The sequence below is a fragment of the Rhizobium sp. SRDI943 genome (genome assembly GCF_057653695.1).
Genome location: NZ_CM172787.1, coordinates 3345562 through 3364837 on the forward strand (window position 1 = coordinate 3345562; position 19276 = coordinate 3364837).

At 61.5% G+C, this 19276-nt stretch carries 15 protein-coding genes; 2 read left to right on the forward strand and 13 right to left on the reverse strand.

All coding sequences use genetic code 11. The features are described 5' to 3' along the window. Positions 1-14 precede the first annotated feature (14 nt). From AC245Y_RS17180 to AC245Y_RS17210, 7 genes are all read right to left on the reverse strand, one after another. Positions 15-836: an urease accessory protein UreD gene (locus tag AC245Y_RS17180; protein WP_012758688.1), complete on the reverse strand. Its 822-nt coding sequence runs from the start codon at positions 834-836 to the stop codon at positions 15-17. A 151-nt stretch (positions 837-987) separates the two neighbouring features. After that, positions 988-1683, reverse strand: coding sequence for an urea ABC transporter ATP-binding subunit UrtE (urtE, locus tag AC245Y_RS17185; protein ID WP_020487020.1), 696 nt, complete (start codon positions 1681-1683; stop codon positions 988-990). 198 nt (positions 1684-1881) lie between these two features. Continuing rightward, entirely contained in the window at positions 1882-2637 is a 756-nt protein-coding gene (gene urtD, locus AC245Y_RS17190; protein ID WP_020487021.1) for an urea ABC transporter ATP-binding protein UrtD, read from the reverse strand. Between the two features lie 5 nt (positions 2638-2642). Beyond that, complete coding sequence (gene urtC, locus AC245Y_RS17195; RefSeq protein ID WP_012758689.1) at positions 2643-3806, reverse strand: urea ABC transporter permease subunit UrtC; 1164 nt, start codon at positions 3804-3806, stop codon at positions 2643-2645. Continuing rightward, complete coding sequence (urtB, locus tag AC245Y_RS17200; protein ID WP_017994967.1) at positions 3803-5440, reverse strand: urea ABC transporter permease subunit UrtB; 1638 nt, start codon at positions 5438-5440, stop codon at positions 3803-3805. Before urtB ends, urtC begins: the two co-directional genes overlap by 4 nt. 115 nt (positions 5441-5555) lie before the next feature. Beyond that, on the reverse strand, positions 5556-6848 hold the full coding sequence (urtA, locus tag AC245Y_RS17205; RefSeq protein WP_017994968.1) for an urea ABC transporter substrate-binding protein: 1293 nt from the start codon (positions 6846-6848) through the stop codon (positions 5556-5558). Positions 6849-7034: 186 nt separating this feature from the next. Further along, on the reverse strand, positions 7035-8939 hold the full coding sequence (locus tag AC245Y_RS17210; protein WP_012758692.1) for an acid phosphatase: 1905 nt from the start codon (positions 8937-8939) through the stop codon (positions 7035-7037). Positions 8940-9117: 178 nt separating this feature from the next. Between AC245Y_RS17210 and AC245Y_RS17215 the strand changes: the two genes are divergently transcribed. Further along, complete coding sequence (locus tag AC245Y_RS17215) at positions 9118-12504, forward strand: hybrid sensor histidine kinase/response regulator (protein ID WP_017994969.1); 3387 nt, start codon at positions 9118-9120, stop codon at positions 12502-12504. Continuing rightward, the gene (locus AC245Y_RS17220; RefSeq protein ID WP_012758694.1) at positions 12497-13414 is read left to right on the forward strand and encodes a response regulator transcription factor; all 918 of its coding nucleotides are present in this window, start codon (positions 12497-12499) and stop codon (positions 13412-13414) included. Before AC245Y_RS17215 ends, AC245Y_RS17220 begins: the two co-directional genes overlap by 8 nt. 131 nt (positions 13415-13545) lie before the next feature. Here the strand turns inward: AC245Y_RS17220 and AC245Y_RS17225 are convergent, their stop codons facing one another. The 6 genes from AC245Y_RS17225 to livM all read right to left on the reverse strand — a co-directional run bounded on the left by AC245Y_RS17225 (position 13546) and on the right by livM (position 19276). Then, positions 13546-14517, reverse strand: a complete 972-nt coding sequence (locus AC245Y_RS17225; RefSeq protein WP_017994970.1) for a 2-hydroxyacid dehydrogenase — start codon at positions 14515-14517, stop codon at positions 13546-13548. A 135-nt stretch (positions 14518-14652) separates the two neighbouring features. Beyond that, entirely contained in the window at positions 14653-15774 is a 1122-nt protein-coding gene (locus AC245Y_RS17230; protein WP_003542332.1) for a branched-chain amino acid ABC transporter substrate-binding protein, read from the reverse strand. A gap of 120 nt (positions 15775-15894) precedes the next feature. Then, positions 15895-16248, reverse strand: coding sequence for a DUF6867 family protein (locus tag AC245Y_RS17235; RefSeq protein WP_003561969.1), 354 nt, complete (start codon positions 16246-16248; stop codon positions 15895-15897). Between the two features lie 18 nt (positions 16249-16266). Then, the gene (locus tag AC245Y_RS17240) at positions 16267-17010 is read right to left on the reverse strand and encodes an ABC transporter ATP-binding protein (protein WP_012758696.1); all 744 of its coding nucleotides are present in this window, start codon (positions 17008-17010) and stop codon (positions 16267-16269) included. Beyond that, positions 17010-17885: an ABC transporter ATP-binding protein gene (locus AC245Y_RS17245; protein WP_012758697.1), complete on the reverse strand. Its 876-nt coding sequence runs from the start codon at positions 17883-17885 to the stop codon at positions 17010-17012. The genes AC245Y_RS17240 and AC245Y_RS17245 overlap by 1 nt, the downstream gene beginning before the upstream one ends. Continuing rightward, complete coding sequence (gene livM, locus AC245Y_RS17250; protein ID WP_017994972.1) at positions 17885-19276, reverse strand: high-affinity branched-chain amino acid ABC transporter permease LivM; 1392 nt, start codon at positions 19274-19276, stop codon at positions 17885-17887. The genes AC245Y_RS17245 and livM overlap by 1 nt, the downstream gene beginning before the upstream one ends.

Consider the following 19276-nt stretch of genomic DNA (forward strand, 5'->3'; position numbering starts at 1 on the left):
CCGAATGCTTACGTTCATAGATTCCAGACTTTCGGCACAGGCGCACCATTGCGCAAGGCGGAAATGACCGGGATCAGGATTTTTCTGAGTGAGAAGCCGTCGGCTGCGGCAAGGCGGACGACGAGTTTGCCATTCCAGGCGCTCGCACCGCCCATCGATCCTTCGACCAGCGGCCGGACCTTGCTAAGATAGGCTTCTGAAAGCGGCCCGGCATAAAGCAGCGTCGCAAAGGCCACCTGTCCGCCGAGCACGGCCCGCCGCGCCGCCAGTGCCGCCACACCTTCGGAAAGCCTGAGTTCCTCGGCATGGATCAGTTGACCCGAGCGGCGGATCCGCCAGCGATCGCGGAACAGCCCCGATACCACCGCCTCACCCATCGCCTTGCGGCCGAGCAGCACGGCTTCGACAGCCAGAAATTCGGCGCTCTCGTCAAGATCGACATCCAGCCGGCGGAAAAGTGCGGCCCGGTCGAAGAGGATCGTTTCCTGCGGCAGCCAGTCGACACGGGCTTGGGCTCCGACCTTGATGCTGGTCGCCACCTCGGCGATGCCGGCCGATGCCTTGTAGATCTTCTCGCAAGCCTGAGTGGTGACGTCGATGCGCGTGCCGGGGCCGGCATCAACGCTCCAATCCATCCGATCGCCGCCCGTCAAACCGCCAGCAGTATTGATGATGACGGCTTCCATGGAGGCGTCGAAGGTATCGGGCAGGCGGATCTTCGCTGCCCCCTCCTGATAGAGTTCACGGATACGCGTGCGGCCATCGAACAGCTTTGCCGCCAGATGCCCGCGCCCTTCCGCTCTTTGCGGTCTCGTGCCTGCCGCCGCGATCGTCATATCGTCCCTTTCGGTCGCGCCCCTGGTTTTCATTCAAGCGCGCGAATAACGGAAAGCAAGCAATTCCTATGCCGCCCCGAGCAGACCCTTGGCGGCGGCGGAAGGTTTTCCAGGCGCCGCGCGCTTTGCTGCAAAATGCGGCATCTGCCGGTCAGACAGTCAGGTGGCGGCGGGCCTCCGGCGTATCCAGCGTCTCGGCAAGCCCTTCATGCACGATTTCGCCGCGGTCCATGATGTAGACATAGTCGGCAAGCTCGCGGCAGAAATCGAGATACTGCTCGACGAGCAGGATCGCCATGCCTGTGGAGTCGCGCAAATAGCGGATCGCCCTGCCGATATCCTTGATGATCGATGGCTGAATGCCCTCGGTCGGCTCGTCGAGCACGAGAATCCTCGGCCGCGTCACCATGGCCCGCCCGATCGCCAGCTGCTGCTGCTGCCCGCCGGAAAGATCGCCGCCGCGACGTGACAACATCGACTTCAGCACCGGGAAGAGACTGAAGATGTCATCGGGAATGTTGCGTTCGCGGCGGCCAAGCGGAGCAAAGCCGGTTTCGAGATTTTCCTTGACTGTCAGTAGCGGGAAGATTTCGCGCCCCTGCGGCACATAACCGATGCCCTGCTTGGCACGGGCAAAGGGCGGCAGGCCGTTGAGCTTGGTATCATTGAAGGCGACGGTGCCGGCCGACAGCGGATGCTGGCCGGTAACTGCGCGCAGAAGAGAACTCTTCCCCACGCCGTTACGCCCCAGCACGCAGGTGATCTTGCCCATCTCCGCTTTGATCGAGATGCCGCGCAGCGCCTGAGCGGCGCCATAATGCAGGTTTGCGTTTTCGACTGTCAGCATCGGTTTCCCTTTACATTCAAACTGCTGTCGGAGCAGGCCGCTGCCGCTCATCCGGCTGCCGCCACCTTCTCCCCGCTTGCGGGGAGAAGGGAATATGCCGCGACCTGTCCGTCCCTCGTCCACCTCTCGCATGACACGTCCCCTCGCCCCGTTTACGGGGAGAGGGTTAGGGTGAGGGGCAGCCGGCAAACACGACGCTCACCGCCCCAAATAGTTCTCGATGACCTTCGGATCCGAACTCACAAAATCGATCGACCCTTCGGCCAGCACCGATCCCTCAGCAAGGCAGGTCACCTTGACGCCGAGGTCTCGGATGAAACCCATGTCATGCTCGACGACGACGACCGAGCGGGTTTTGGCGATATCCTTGAGCAGGATCGCGGTTTCCGCCGTCTCCGCATCCGTCATGCCGGCCACCGGCTCGTCGACCAACAGCAGCTTCGGCTCCTGCGCCAAGAGCATGCCGATCTCCAGCCACTGCTTCTGTCCATGCGAGAGGTTGGCGGCGAATTCGTTGCGGCGATGCGTCAGCCGCACCGTTTCGAGGATCTCCTCGATGCGCGCCTTGTCCTCGCCCGAAAGCCGGTAGAACAGCGTCGAGAACACGCCGCGACGACGGTTCAGCGCAAGCTCCAGATTGTCCCACACCGTATGGCTTTCGAAGACGGTCGGCTTCTGGAATTTGCGGCCGATGCCGAGCTGGGCGATATCGGCTTCATCCTTCTTGGTGAGATCGATCGTGCCGTTGAAGAACACCTCGCCCTCATCGGGCCTGGTCTTGCCGGTGATGATATCCATCATCGTCGTCTTGCCGGCGCCGTTCGGGCCGATGATGGCGCGAAGCTCGCCGGGTTCGATGACGATCGACAGCGAATTCAGCGCCTTGAAGCCATCGAAGGAAACCGAGACGCCGTTGAGGTAAAGCACGCTGGTGGGTTTGTCGTCGGGGATCATGGCGCTCACTCCGCTGCCTGGATTTTCGGCTCGATGCCATCTTCCTCAGCCGCCGATGGTGCCACCTTGGAGACGACCTTCCGCTTGCCGAGATATTGGGCGATCGTGCCAACGACACCCTTGGGCAAGAACAGCGTGACGGCAACGAAGAGGCCGCCGAGCGCAAACAGCCAGAACTCCGGGAAGAGGCCGGTGAAGATCGTCTTGCCGCCGTTGACGAGGATCGCGCCGATGATCGGACCTATCAGCGTCGCCCGCCCACCGACCGCCGTCCAGATGACGACTTCGATCGAATTGGCAGGCGCGAATTCGCCGGGATTGATGATGCCGACCTGCGGCACGTAGAGCGCGCCGGCAATACCGGCCATCATCGCCGAGACGACGAAAGTGAAGAGCTTGAAATGCTCGACGCGGTAGCCGAGGAAGCGCGTGCGGCTTTCGGCATCGCGTACACCGACCAGCACCTTGCCGAACTTCGAGCGCACGATCGCCGAGGCGATCAGCAGCGATAGAGCCAGGAAGATCGCAGTTGCAGCAAAGAGGACTGCACGCGTGCCGTCAGCCTGGACGCTAAAACCGATAATGTCCTTGAAATCGGTAAGGCCGTTGTTGCCGCCGAAGCCCATGTCGTTGCGGAAGAAGGCCAGCAGCAGCGCATAGGTCATCGCCTGGGTGATGATCGAGAGATAGACGCCGTTGACGCGTGAGCGGAAGGCAAACCAGCCGAAGACGAAGGCGAGCAGGCCGGGCACGACGAGCACCATCAGCGCCGCAAACCAGAAATGGTTGAAGCCGAACCAGAACCAGGGCAGATCCTTCCAGTTCAGGAACACCATGAAGTCGGGCAGAACAGGATCTCCGTAGCTGCCGCGCGTGCCGATCTGGCGCATCAGATACATGCCCATCGCATAGCCGCCGAGCGCAAAGAAGGCACCGTGGCCGAGGGAGAGGATACCGCAGAAGCCCCAGACGAGATCAAGCGCCAGCGCCAGCAGCGCATAGGTCAGATACTTGCCGAACAGCGACATGATATAAGTCGGCACGTGCAGCGGATTGCTCGGCCCCGTCATCAGGTTCAGGACCGGCACAAGAACCGCGACCAGAAGCAGGAGGGCGATGGCAATAACGATCTTGCGATCGAGTGATCGGAGAAGGAAGGCCGTTATCATGCTTCCACCGCCCTTCCTTTGAGTGCGAAGAGCCCGCAGGGACGCTTCTGGATGAAGAGAATGATGAGGACGAGCACTAGGATCTTGCCGAGCACGGCGCCGGCGAAGGGCTCGAGGAACTTGTTGACGACGCCGAGCGAGAGTGCACCGACCAGCGTGCCCCAGAGATTGCCGACACCGCCGAAGACGACGACCATGAAGCTGTTGATGATGTAGGATTGACCGAGGTTCGGCGAGACATTGTCGATCTGGCTGAGCGCCACGCCGGCGATGCCGGCAATGCCCGAGCCGAGCGCGAAGGTGAAGGCATCGACCCAGCCGGTGCGGATGCCCATCGACGACGCCATGCGCCGGTTCTGCGTAACGGCACGCATCTGCAGGCCGAAGGCGGACCGTTTGAGCAGCAGGAGCAGCGCCACAAAGACCACCATCGAAAAGACGATGATCCACAGGCGGTTCCAGGTGATGGAGAGCCCGCCGAGATCGAAGACGCCGGACATCCAGGTCGGATTGCGGACCTCGCGGTTGGTCGGGCCGAAGCTGCTGCGCACCGCCTGCTGCAGGATGAGCGACACGCCCCAGGTGGCGAGCAGCGTTTCGAGCGGCCGGCCGTAGAGATAGCGGATGACGGCGCGCTCGATCACCAGACCGACGAAGCCGGTAAAGACGAAGGCCGCAGGCACGGCAAAGGCCAGCGAATAATCGGCAAGTTCAGGAAAGGCGGAAGTAATGTATTCCTGCACCACATAGGTGGTGTAGGCGCCGATCATCACCATTTCGCCATGCGCCATGTTGATGACGCCCATGACGCCGAAGGTGATGGCAAGGCCGATCGCGGCAAGCAGCAGGACCGAGCCGAGAGACAATCCGTACCAGATGTTCTGGACGATATCCCACAGCGCCAGGCTGCGATTGATGGAGCTGATATCCGCCTGGATCGCCGGCTTCAGGTCGTCAGGCGCGGTTTCGAGTGTGGTCGTGAGGATGGTCAGCGCATCGCGATTGCCGCGCGCCGCGATCGTATCGATCGCAGCCTTCTTGTCTTCGACGCTCGCATCCGTCTTGAGCAGCAGCACTGCGCGCGCCGCTTCCATCGTATTCTTGATCTCAGCGTCCTTTTCGGCCGCAAGCGCCGAGTTCAGCAGGTCGAGATTGGCGGGATCGGCATCTTTCAGGAGGCCCTGCGCCGCGGCAAGCCGCGCGGAGCGGTCCGGGCTCATCAGCGTCAGCTGGCTGGTGGCGGCGCCGATGACGCCGCGAAGCGCGTTGTTGATCTTCACCTTCGTCATCAGATCCGGATCGACATCGGCAGCGGCTTCGCCGGTGATCGGATCGGAATAGGTCGGTTCGTCATCGGTACCGCCCTGGAGAAGAACCGGGCCGCCATCGGAATTGACGTAGAGAAGGCCGTCGCTCAACTGCTGCAGGATCTGGCTGACATGCGGATCCTTGGAAGCGACCAGCGCCTTGATGGCCTCTTCGCGTTCCGGGAAGTCGCCGACGCCGAGCGCGTCGATAAGCACGTGGATATCATCCTGGGCATGGACTTCGCTCGAGATTATCACGCCCGAAAATGTCAGGCCCGAAAATGTCAGGCAAACCGTGATGAGGAAAATCTTTATGGCGCGATACATCGGCTTTCTCGCCCTTGATAGGGTTGGCCTCGCGGCGCAATCGCTGGGACGGAGCTTCCGCCCGGGATCAAACCCGGACGGAATCCTTCAGGCAATCATCGGATCGGAGTCGTACTCAGGAGCCCTTGCCACCGCACTTGCCCGTAGCGACGTTGAAGTTGCCGCAGGACATCGGCTTGCGCCAATCGGAGATCAGATCCTTGGAATCAGGCAGGAAGTCTGACCATTCGTCACCGACGACGGCAGGTGTCTGCTGGACGATTTCGAACTGGCCGTCGGCCTGGATTTCACCGATCAGCACCGGCTTGGTGATGTGGTGGTTCGGCATGACGGTCGCATAACCGCCGGAGAGGTTCGGAACGCTGACGCCGATGATGGTGTCGAGAACCTTGTCGGTGTCGGTCGTGCCGGCAGCCTGGACGGCCTTAACCCATGCGTTGAAGCCGATATAGGCGGCTTCCATCGGGTCGTTCGTCACGCGCTTGTCGTTCTTGGTGAACGCATGCCAGTCCTTGATGAACTTCTTGTTGGCAGGGCTTTCGACCGACTCGAAGTAGTTCCAGGCAGCGAGATGGCCGACGAGCGGCTTGGTGTCGAGACCGGCAAGCTCTTCTTCGCCGACCGAGAAGGCGACGACGGGAATGTCAGTTGCCTTGATGCCCTTGTTGCCCAGTTCCTTGTAGAAGGGAACGTTGGCATCGCCGTTGATCGTCGAGACGACGGCGGTCTTCTTGCCGGCCGAGCCGAATTCCTTGATCTTGGAAACTTCGGTCTGCCAGTCGGAGAAGCCGAACGGCGTGTAGTTGGTCATGATGTCTTCTTTCGGAATACCCTTCGAAATCAGGTATGCCTCGAGAATCTTGTTGGTCGTGCGCGGATAAACGTAGTCCGTACCTTCGAGAACGAAGCGCTTGACGCCTTCTTTTTCCATCAGGTAGTCGACAGCAGGAATGGCCTGCTGGTTCGGAGCAGCACCGGTGTAGAAGATGTTGCGCGAGGACTCTTCGCCTTCATACTGGACCGGGTAGAAGAGGATCGAGTTGGTCTCTTCGAAAACCGGCAGAACGGACTTGCGCGACGAGGACGTCCAGCAACCGAAGACGGCGGCAACCTTGTCCTTCTGGATCAGCTCACGTGCCTTTTCGGCAAATAGCGGCCAGTCGGAAGCCGGGTCGACGACGACGGCCTCGAGCTTCTTGCCGAGAAGGCCGCCCTTCTTGTTCTGCTCGTCGATGAGCATCAGCATGGCGTCCTTGAGCGTGGTCTCGGAGATGGCCATGGTGCCGGAAAGCGAGTGCAGAATGCCGACCTTGATCGTATCGTCGGCGGCAACCGCACCGCTGAAGGCAGCCGAGGCCGCCATGACGGCGCCGAGTGCAGCGCCCGCAATAGTAGTTCTGAGATTCATCTGGTTGAGCCCCTCTTCTTGTTCCGCAACAGGCCGGAAACGGAGATTAACTGTTGCTTAAGGGACTATCGGGTGCTGCAGCGCAAAAACACATACGCAAAATGACGTAGGCGCGGGGGTCAAACAGGCAGGCCAGAGAAGGAAGGGCATCCTCGCAGCAGGGATGCCCTATCTCGATACCGGAAATTATCCGTCGATCGTCAAGGTGACGGATGTCGGGCCATAGGAGAGGCTCGCCTTGTGGCCGGAGACGGTGACCTTGCCGAAGGTGCCGGTCACGGCACCCGCCTTGAGGATTTCGATCTTCGTTCCGGGCGTCGGGGCATAACCGTCGACAAGCGTCACGGCGAGGTCGCCGGCCAGCGCCGCCTTGCCCTCGACGACCAGCGTCCCCGCGCCGTTTGCGCCGAGCGCCGGCTTCGTCGTGGCATTGGCGAGCTGCTGATAATCGCCGCTCACGGTCAACGGCTTGTCGGCCGCCAAAACGAGCGAGCCACCGTTGACCGTCAGCCCGCCACGACCGAAGGCCGACGACGACAGGGCCACCAGCGCGCCCTCTTCCAGCATGGTGCCGCCGGAATAGCTGTTGGCGCCCGACAGCCCGAGGATGCCGTTGCCACGCTTCACCAGCCTGCCCCTGCCGGTGATGTCGTTCCGCCAGGTGTCGATCGAATTGAACCCGCCCTTTGCCGCGTCCATCGTCACGGTCACGTCCTGTTCGAACGCACCGTAACCGTCGGCGGCGGCAAACAGGTTGAGACGGCCGTAACCTTCCGCATCGTCGAGCAGCGGATAGCCGGAGGCGATCTCCGTCGTCTTCAGCACATCGCGGCGCTGCTCGCCGTCCAGATAGGGCAGACGCGTTTCGAGAAGCGCTTCGGCGCCCTGCGGCACGCGCGCCGGTTGATCGGTCGCATGGATCGTCGGCAGGCCGTAGCTCAGGCGCTGCAGCACGTAGGCGCGATTGGCGTCATGATCGGCGAAACGGTCTGCAGCGAGCGGTGCCGCGTGGGCGGCAACCTCGAGCGCACCCGCATCCGCAACGCCTGATTTGGCGACGAGCCATGACTGCGCTTGGGCGTAGGCATCGCTCTTCAGCGCCGCATTGTCGGCCTTGTTCAGATTGTAGACGACCGTGGCGGTGCCGAGCATGCGGCCGCCCATCACGTCGAGCGGAGAATGCATGCCGGCGAGAATACGGTCTTCACCCAGCTCGCTGGCGCGCGTGATCATTTCCTGAAAGCGCTGCGGCACGAGATAGGCCATGGCGAGCGCATCCCGCCAGGCTTCCGCCGTATGCCCGCTCGGGAAACCACCATCCTCGACCGGCTTGCCGCTCTTGGCGGGCTCTAGCGTCGGGACGACCGACACGTCCTGGCTCCAGCGGTAGGGACGGCCATATTTGAAATAGCGTTTTGCGGGCTCCGTCGAGCCGTCACCGCTTGCGGCGTTGATGAAGTCGATTGCAAGGCCCATGTCGGGATTGGCATCGGTCTTGTTTTCCGTGTCCGGCTTGCTGCCGGCGCCGCGATTGTTGCCCTTGTCGTCATATTTGGCCGTCGTCGCGTCGGCCGCCACCTCGGTGATCGTGGTGGTCTGCTTCGAGCCGGCCTTCCAGGCATCCGTCAGCGGACCGAGGCCATCGACGATGCTGGCATTCTTGCCGCGCCGATCGTCGAGATAGGCGGCGACGGCCTGATCGGCCGTCCGCGCCCGCGTTGCTTTGACGACATAGGCGATGTTGGCGTCATGGACGGCCTGGTTGAGTATATGGCCGTCGGTCTTGCTGGAAGGAATGCCGTCCCAATCCGTCTTGGCAACCGCCGGGCAATTATCCTTGGCCGGGGCTTCGACACCCGCATCGACGAAAGGCGTGCGCGGGGTCCAGATTTCGAGGAAGCCGGAGAGGAGGCGAACGGCAGCGTTGGTGTCCACCGTCGAGAAGCAGGCGTCACCGCGTTTGTTGGTGTTTCCGGCCTGCGCATAAGGCGCTTTCGCCGCCGTGGCCTGCTCGGCGCCGGCAAGCGAGGGCACGATGGAAAGGAGGCAGACGAGGGCGGTGCTCAGGCGGAAAAAGCTTAAAACAGACATGGTGATACCCGAAATAGTTGAACGAACGCCGGAGAGTTAGAGCTGTTATGTGAAAGATCAATTGCAAAAATATTGCCATTCTGTGAACCAGCTGGTGCCCGCCTCTTGCCTTTCCCATCCATCCCGCCAAAACTGCCGAAGAGACGATGAGCCCAACCGGAATGCCGGAAAGGAAGACATGGCAGCGCGCCAACGCATCATTCCGGTAAGACGCGAATATAATCGCTGGGTCGCCAACCAGACGCTGGAAGATTATGCGCTGCGCTTCACTGCCAAGAGCGCCCGCCATTTTTCCTCACAGCGCATCTCACAGACGGCGATCGGCGCAATCTCCTTCCTGGCGCTGGAGGCGATCGGCGGCGCGATCACGCTTTCCTACGGCACCACCAACGCCTTTTACGCCATCATCGTCGCCTCGATCGCCATGCTGGCGATCGGCCTGCCGATAAGCCGCTACGCCATCCGCCACGGCGTCGACATCGATCTTCTGACGCGCGGCGCGGGCTTCGGCTATATCGGCTCGACCATCACCTCGCTGATCTATGCAAGCTTCACCTTCATGCTGTTTGCGATCGAGGCTTCGATCATGTCCGGGGCGCTGGAGCTCACCCTCGGCATCCCGCTCTGGATCGGCTACATCATCAGTGCCGTCATGGTGATCCCCCTGGTGACGCACGGCGTGCGGCTGATCAGCAAGTTCCAGCTGATGACCCAGCCCTTCTGGATCGTGCTGAATATCCTGCCTTTCATCTTCATCGCCTTGCTGGATTGGGAAAAATTCGATCTCTGGCGCGCCTTTGCCGGCATCCGTCATGCCTCCGGCCCGCCCGGCACCGTCGCCGAGTTCGATCTCGTGGAGTTCGGCGCCGCCTCCGCCGTCATCCTGGCGCTGATGTCGCAGATCGGCGAACAGGCCGACTTCCTGCGCTTCCTGCCGCCGGACCCGCAGCGCAAGTGGCGCCACCGCCTGGCGATCTTTCTCGCCGGCCCCGGCTGGGTCATCATCGGCGCGCCCAAGTTGCTTGCCGGTTCATTTCTGGTCGTGCTGACCTTCACCTCGGGCGTCCCCCTCGATCGCGCCGCCGACCCGGCACAGATGTATCTGACCGCCTTCGGCTACATGGTCCCCTGGCACAATGCCGCGCTGCTGTTGATGGCGGCCTTCGTCGTCGTCTCACAGCTAAAGATCAATGTGATGAACGCCTATGCAGGTTCGCTCGCCTGGTCGAACTTCTTCTCGCGGCTGACCCACAGCCATCCCGGCCGCGTCATCTGGCTGGTGTTCAACGTCGCGATTGCCCTGCTTTTGATGGAACTCGGCATCTACCGGCTGCTGGAGGAGACGCTCGGCATCTTCTCGATCATCGCCATGGCCTGGCTCTGCACGATCTCCGCCGATCTCTTCATCAACAAGCCGCTGGGGCTGGCTCCCCCCGGCATCGAGTTCAAGCGCGCACATCTCTACGACATCAACCCGGTCGGCCTCGGCGCCATGACGCTATCGGCGACGGTGTCGCTGATTGCCCATTTCGGTGCCTTCGGCGAGATCGCCGCCTCGCTCGCTCCCTATATTACCCTCGTCGTCGCGCTGGTCGCCTCGCCTGTCATCGCCTGGGCAACGAAAGGCAAGTTCTATCTCGCCCGCAAGCCGCGCCAGAGCTGGAAGAACCTGACGAACATCACCTGCTCGGTCTGCGAGCATCCCTTCGAGCCGGAGGATATGGCCTGGTGCCCGGCCTATGCCGCGCCGATCTGCTCGCTCTGCTGCTCGCTCGACAGCCGCTGCCACGACATGTGCAAGCCGGCCGCCCGTTTCAATGCGCAAGTCGGCACCGTCGCCAAGGTGCTGCTGTCTGAAACCATCATCGAGAAGCTGACGACGCGCCTCGGCCGCTACGGCATCGCCGTCGTGCTGGCATTGACCGCCATCGGCGCGATCCTGGCGATGATCGCCCATCAGGTCGCCTCCGCCTCCCCTGAGACGGCCGAGGTCGTCAACCGCACCATCTTCATCGTCTTCTTCGTCTTCTCGGTGATCGCAGGCGTCGTCTGCTGGTTCTATGTGCTCGCCCATGACAGCCGCGTCGTTGCCGAGGAGGAATCCTCACGCCAGAACACGCTGCTGCTCAAGGAAATCGCCGCCCATAAGAAGACCGACGCTGCCCTGCAGAACGCCAAGGAAACGGCCGAGGCCGCCAACCGCGCCAAGAGCCGCTATGTCGTCGGGCTCAGCCATGAATTACGCACGCCGCTGAACGCCGTGCTCGGCTACGCCCAGATCCTCGAACGCGACGAGACCATTCCGGCGCCGCGCCAGTCCTCGATCAAGGTCATCCGCCGCAGCGCCGAACACCTCTCCGGGCTGATCGACGGCCTGCTCGATATTTCCAAGATCGAAGCCGGCCGCCTGCAGGTCTATTCCAACGAGATCAACATCCAGGATTTCCTCGACCAGATCGTCGATATGTTCCGGCCACAGGCGCAGGCAAAGGGGCTCGCCTTCATCCATGAGCGCGCGCCGGCCTTGCCGCAATTCGTCCGCACCGACGAAAAGCGCCTGCGCCAGATTCTCGTCAACCTGCTCTCCAATGCCATCAAGTTCACTGACGAGGGCGGCGTCACCTTCGATGTCGGCTATCGCAGCCAGGTCGCGACCTTTACCGTCGCCGATACCGGCCGAGGCATCACCGAGAAAGACCTGCCCCGCATCTACGAACCCTTCCAGCGCGGCGAGGCCGAAAGCGTGCGGCCAATGCCGGGGCTCGGCCTCGGCCTCACCATCACCCGGCTTCTGACCAACACGCTCGGCGGCGAGATCTCGGTTTCAAGCGTGAAGGAGGAAGGCTCGACGTTCCGCGTCCGGCTGATGCTGTCCGCCGTCATGCGCGCAGTGGCCGCAGCGCCGCAGGAGAAGCGCATCGTCGGTTATGACGGCCCGCGCCGCACGATCGTCGTCGTCGATGATAACGAGGACCACCGCGAGATGATGCGCGAGATCCTGGCGCCGCTCGATTTCATCGTGCTGACGGCGGCAGGCGGCGGCGAATGCCTGACGCTGATCGAGGGCATCATGCCGGACCTTTTCCTCGTCGATATCCTGATGCCCGGCATGAACGGCTGGCAGCTCGTCTCGCGTCTGCGCGAGGCCGGACAGACAGCGCCAGTGCTGATGCTGTCGGCCAATATCGGTGATGCGGCCGTTCTCAGCGACAGTGACGACAGCCACAATGATGCGATCGGCAAGCCGGTCGACATCCGCCAGCTGCGCGACAAGCTCGCCCTGCATCTCGGCCTGACATGGATCTATGCCGATGCCATGCCAACCGTCCCTGTCAAGATCGAAGCGCCGATGCTGAGCCCAGGTGCTGCCCATGTGCAGGAATTGCTGCGGCTCGGCGAGATCGGCTATATCAGAGGCATCGAAGCCAAGCTTTCGGACCTTGCCAAGGTGGAGGCAAATCAGCCATTCACGGAGGAACTTCGCGCCTATGTCGCCGCCTTCGATCTCGCCGGCTTCATGACCTTCCTGCACGACTTCGACGAAAAGGTGGAATCCATTGGCTGAGCCGGCCCTCCCCCGCGACATCGTTCTGCTCGTCGACGACTCGGCCGAAGCACTCGGCTTCATGACTGACGCGCTCGAACAATCCGGCTTCTCCGTGCTGATCGCCACGTCGGGTGCGGCAGCCCTTGGTATCGTCGAGCGCATCACGCCCGATCTTATCCTGCTCGACGCGGTGATGCCCAGCATGGATGGCTTCGAGACCTGCCGCCGGTTGAAGGCGAACGCCACAGTAGCGCAGGTGCCTGTCGTCTTCATGACCGGCCTGACCGAGACCGAGCATGTTGTGCACGCGCTGGAATCGGGCGGCGTCGATTATCTCAGCAAACCGATCAACATCGATGAACTGCGCGCCCGCATCCGCGTCCATCTGCGCAATGCCCGCTCGGCCCAAAGCGCCCGCATCGCCCTGGACGCGGCTGGCCGTCATCTGCTGGCAGTCAAGGGCGACGGCGCCATCCACTGGTCAACGCCGCAGGCGACACGGCTGGTCAATGCCGCCATGGGCAGCGACGACGGCATGGAAATCGTCGTGCGCCATATCGCCGGCTGGATGCACGACCGCGTCGCAGCGGTGCGCGACGGCATCATCTCGATCGCCCATGCCGGCCAGGCGGCGCTGCAGCTCGCCTTCCTCGGCGCAATCGGCCCTGACGAATATCTCTTCCGCCTCACCGCCGCCAGTCAGCGCAGCGACGACGAGGTGCTGCGCCAGCGCTTTTCGCTCACCCAGCGCGAATCCGAAGTGCTGCTCTGGATCGCCAAGGGCAAGGCCAACCGCGACATCGGTGAAATATTGGGACTGTCGGCGCGGACGGTGAACAAACACCTCGAACAGATTTACGTGAAGCTCGGCGTCGAGAACCGGGCCTCGGCCGCCGTGAAAGCCACGCATGTGCTGTACGAGATGTAAGATGGTGTTGGAGGCTAGAACAGGATGATTTTAGGCCTGTTCGGCCTAAAATCATCCTGTTCTAAATTAAATAGTTAGAGCATGATGTCGTCCGAAAACCGCTCACACTTTTCGGCATCATGCTCTAGTCGCTAAACCACCCGATCCGGCACATCCCTGCCCTCGAAAAACGCCGTCACGTTTTCGACCACCTTCATGCCCATGGCGGTCCGCGTCTCTTCCGTGGCGCTGCCGAGATGCGGCAGCACCATAACGTTCTCCATCCGTCGCAGCGCCTCCGGCACATCAGGTTCCGCCTCGTAGACGTCAAGCCCGGCGCCGCGGATCGTGCCCGCCTTGAGCGCTGCAATTAGCGCCGCCTCATCCACCACGTCGCCACGCGCCGTATTGATGAGAAAGGCGCCCGGCTTCATCGCCGCAAGCCGCGCCGCATTCATCAGGTGCCGGTTCTCTGCTCCACCTGGGCAATGCAGCGAGACGAAATCGGCCACCGCCAGCACAGCCTCGATCGTCGGCAGCTGCCGCGCGCCATAACGCGCCGCCTCGGCCGGATCGATCGGTGAACGGTTGAAGAACACCACATCCATGCCGAAGCCGAAATGGCAGCGTTGCGCGAAGGCCTTGCCGATTCGGCCGAAACCGATAATGCCGACCGTCTTCCCGGTCACCTTGGTGCCGACCATATGCGTCGGACACCAGCCCTTCCATTCACCAGCGCGTAGCTGCCGCTCGCCCTCACCGCCGCGCCGGGCAACGGAGAGCAGCAGCAACATGGCGATATCGGCCGTGCAGTCGGTCAGCACGCCCGGCGTATTTGTGACCGCAATGCCTCTCTTCTTGGCAGCGGATATATCGATGTGATTGTAGCCGACGCCGAAATTGCCAAGGATCTTGGTGACGACAGGCACGCCGTCGAAGACGGCGGCGGGCAACCGATCGGAAACCGTCGGCAATACGGCTTCAAAGGTCGAGAGCGCCAGCCGCAGCTCGTTTTCAGCGAGCGGGATATCGTCACGATTGAACGTCACATCGAAACGTTCAGCAAGGACGGTTTCCACCGTGGCTGGCCAGCGCCGGGTGACGAGAATGCGGGGTTTGGACATGGACGGTTCCGCTCGATGCTTCAAAACGATGCCAAGAGTTAGACCAGCCAGGCGAAAATTGAAACGCCCGCAAAAAGAAAGAAGCCCGGTCGGAACCGGGCTTCGATAATCATGTCCCATAAAGGGGAGCGAGGCTTACATGCCCTGCGGGAAGTAGCTGTACTTGCCGTCCGGACCCTTCTTCCATTCGTACATGATGTAGCCAGGAATCTTCGGGTCGCCCTTTTCGTCGAACGAAATGTCGCCGAGAACGGTCGGGAACGGGCCCTTTTCCTTCATGGCCTTGGCAACGGCCTCAGGATCCAGCGAACCGGCAGCCTTGGCGGCTCCGGCGATCGTCTGCATCGCAGCGTAGGAATAGAGCGTGTAGGCTTCCGGATTGAAACCAGCGGCCTTGAACTTTTCGACGAGTTCCTTGTTCGCAGGGTTCGCCGTCGGATCCGGGCCGAAGGTGTTCAGCGTACCGGCAACGGCGTCGCCAGCGATCGAGGCCAGTTCGTTCGAAACGATACCGTCGCCCGAAACCAGCGTCGCCTTCAGGCCCTGGTCGGCCGCCTGGCGGATGATGAGACCGGCTTCGGTGTGCAGACCACCCCAATAGATGATCGAGACGCCGGCTTCCTTCATCTTGGCGATGAGTGCCGAGAAGTCCTTGTCGCCGACATTGATGCCTTCGTAAATGACTTCGGTGACGCCGGCGGCGTTCATAGCCTTCTTGGTTTCGTCGGCAAGGCCCTGACCGTAAGGGGTCTTGTCGTGAACGACAGCGATCTTGGCGTCCTTGAAGTGATCGGCAAGATACTTGCCGGCGATGGCACCCTGCTGGTCGTCACGGCCGCAGGTGCGGAACGTGTTCCAGAGGCCCCGTTCCGTGAAGGTCGGGTTCGTCGCGGCCGGGGTGATTTCGAGGATGCCGTTTTCGGCATAGACTTCCGAAGCCGGGATCGAAACGCCCGAGTTGAAGTGGCCGATGACGAACTTGACGCCGTCAGCGGCGAACTTGTTGGCGACCGAAATGCCCTGCTTCGGGTCGGAGACGTCGTCGCCGAGCTCGATCTTGATCTGCTCGCCGTTGATGCCGCCAGCCGCGTTGATGTCGGCGGCTGCCTGTTCGGCACCCTTCTGGAGCTGAGCGCCGAATGCGGCGTTCGGTCCAGTCAGTGGACCAGCGACAGCGATGAGAACGTCGGCCCACGCGTTGCCGCTGAAGGCGACCATCGCCGTCAGAGCCACTGCCGACAGAAGAGACTTCTTCATATTATTACTCCCAATTTTTGGGCGGGTTCCGGTCCAAGGCCCAGCGCACTACCCACCATTGACTGCGCCAGGAAAGCTGTTCCACTCGGAAGGCAATTCATGCCTAGTTTCAACGGACTGTCAATGTTTGTCCTTCCACGAAAACGCGGAAGTTTTTTCGTACAGCCAGTAATAGTTGTTAACCATCTGATTGGTGCGGCGGTAACGGAAGCCGGCCGTCGAGAACACCAACAGCGTCACAAAGTCGAGGATATAGTAGAAGGCGTTGAGCATCGGCCCATTGAACAGGGCATGATGCAGGAACTGCATCGCCCAGGCGAGCAGGAATGTATAGACGATGACCAACGGATAGTCGGCCCAGCCTTCGGCAACCGCTTTGCCGGCGCGCCAGGCCGTCCAAAAGCCTAAGAGCAAGACGATGACACGGATCGCCACAAGGGGGCCGGCATCCGCTTCGAAGAAAAGTCCCTGCATGTCAAACTCTCCTTCGACCTAGTGTCTTCCGCCTTCGAGATAGGCGGCGCGGACCTCGGGATTGGCAAGAAGCTCCTTGCCGGAGCCGCTCATCGTCACCTTGCCGTTCACCATCACGTAGGCGCGGTGAGAAAGCCTGAGGGCGGCGAATGCGTTCTGCTCGACGAGGAAAACGGTCAGCCCCTCCGCCTCGTTGAGCTTTTTGATCGCCTCGAAGATGCCCTTGACGATCAGCGGCGCGAGACCGAGCGAGGGTTCGTCGAGAAGCAGCAGCTTCGGGCGCGCCATCAGCGCGCGGCCGATCGACAGCATCTGCTGTTCACCGCCCGAAAGTGTTCCGCCCCGCTGGGCGTGACGTTCCTTGAGACGCGGGAAGAGCGTGAAGATCTTCTCGACGTCTTCGGCGAAGTGTTTCAGATTGTCGAGGCCAGCGCCCATCTGAAGGTTTTCCAGAACCGTCATGCGCGGGAAGATGCGGCGGCCTTCCGGTGACTGTGCAATGCGCAGACGGGCGATTTCATGCGTCGGCATGTGGGTGATGTCGCGGCCCTCGAAGACCACCGAACCGGTGCGGGCCTGCGGGCTGCCGCAGATCGTCATCATCAGTGTCGACTTGCCGGCGCCGTTGGCGCCGATCAGGCTGACGATCTCGCCCTTGTTGACGTGGACATCGACGCCGGCCAGCGCCCGGATATTGCCGTAATAGGTTTCGACGCTATTCACCTGAAGGAGCGGTTGACCCGTCATTACTTCATCGCCCATCAGTTTGCGCCTCCCTCGAGCTGCTCGACGGCTGCGATCACCTCTTCCACTTCTTCATCCTCGACACCGAGATAGGCCGCGATGACCCGCGGATCGTTCTTCACGTGATCCGGTGTGCCATCGGAAATCTTCTGACCGTATTCGAGGACGACGACGTGGTCGGAGATTTCCATGACCACGGACATGTCGTGCTCGATCAGAAGGATCGACGTTCCGGTTTCGGCGCGAATGCTCTTCAGCAGTGCGTTGAGCGTTGCCGATTCCCGTGGGTTGAGGCCGGCAGCCGGTTCATCGAGGCAGAGCAGCTCCGGACCGGTGCACATGGCGCGGGCAATTTCGAGACGCCGCTGGGCGCCGTAGGGCAAATCGCCGGCGGGGTCGTCGGCGCGGTCGATCAGATCGGCCTTCTCGAGCCAGAAACGGGCGAGTTCGATTGCCGCAGCCGCTTCCCGCCTGTAGGGGCCGACACCGATAAGGCCGAGGATCGTATAACCCGATGCCTTCATCAGCTTGTTGTGCTGGGCAACCAGAAGGTTTTCGAGAACGGTCAGGCCGGAGAACAGCCGGATGTTCTGGAAGGTGCGTGCGACCTTGGCTTCCCTGGTGATGCGAAAGTCCGGCAGGCGCTCCAGCAGGTATTGCTTGCCGCTCTTCTGGTTGAACGTGATCATGCCCATCGTCGGCTTGTAGAAGCCGGTGATGCAGTTGAAGACGGTGGTCTTGCCGGCGCCGTTCGGCCCGATCAGCGCGGTGATATCGCCACGCTTGGCTTCGAAGGAGAAGTCGTTGATGGCCATCAGGCCGCCGAACTTCATCGACAGGTGTTCGACCTTGAGAAGAGTGTCGTCAGACATCGTATTCGTTACGGGGCTCATCAACCATGCCCCTCCTTGATGAAGCTTCCGGATATCGCCTTGCGCTCTCTGAGGAAGGCTGTCGGCTCACGCGAGCCGACGAAGCCGCGCGGCTTGAACAGCATGACGACGACCATGGCGAGGCCGAAGATCAGCATGCGGTAGAGTTCCGGCGTAAAGTCGGGTCCGAAGATGAGTTTTAGGAAGTCCATGCTGCGCAACAACTCGGTGCCGCCGACCATGACGATCGCGGCAATCGCGATGCCGGTCAACGAACCCATGCCGCCAAGAACGACGATGGCGAGAATGACGGCCGATTCCAGGAAGACAAAGGATTCCGGCGAGACGAAGCCCTGCCGGGCGGCGAAGAACGAGCCGGCGAAACCGGCAAACATCGCGCCCGTCGCAAAGGCGGTCAGCTTGGTCGTCACCGTGTTGATGCCGAGCGAACGGCAGGCGATCTCGTCTTCGCGCAAAGCTTCCCAGGCGCGTCCAATCGGCATGCGGCGTAGCCGGATGGTGACATAGGCCGTCAGCATGCAGAGCATCAGAATAAGATAGAAAAGGAAGATCTTGTAGTAGGCCGAGGAGGGCGGCAGGTGAAAGAGCTTGGCAAAACCGCCGGCCGTCGCATCGAAAGGAATGCCGAAGAGTGTTGCCTTCGGGATGCTCGATATACCGAAGGTGCCCCTCGTCACGTCAGTCCAGTTGATGAGGACGAGACGAATGATTTCACCGAAGGCAAGCGTCACGATGGCGAGGTAATCGCCGCGCAGGCGCAGCACCGGGAAGCCGAGAATGACGCCCCAGAGTGCCGCGAAGATGCCCGAAAGCGGCAGCAGCACCCAGAAGGATAGGCCGAAATAGCTCGAAAGCAGCGCGTAGGAATAAGCGCCGACGGCATAGAAGGCGACGTAACCGAGGTCGAGCAGGCCGGCGAGGCCGACGACGATGTTCAGCCCCCAGGCGAGCATCACATAGATCAGGATCTGGATGCCGAAATTGTCGACATATGTCAGCGAGCCCTGAGGGCCTTTGATCGCCACCACCACCATGGGATAAAGCAGCAGCGCGATCAGCGCGATCTTCAGGAAATGCCGGTGGAAGAAGCTCTTCTCGGTTGAGATGTCGAGTTCGCCCTGTCTCGCCTTTGCCAGCTTGCGGCTGTCGAGATGCGGCCGCAGGAAAACCACTGTGGCGAAGCGGCCGATGGCGGCGACCGCGACGAAGATCGCAAGCAGGCCCCAGCGCTGGACGATGATCAGCTCGTTGCTGATGTTCTGGTCGGTCTTGAGGCCGACATAGAGAACGAACATGCCGAACGACAGGACGGCGGCGAAAAGAGCTTCGGTAAGGCCTTTGCGGACAAGTCCGGCATCGGGCTTGCCTGCAGAATTTTCAATGTTTGCCAT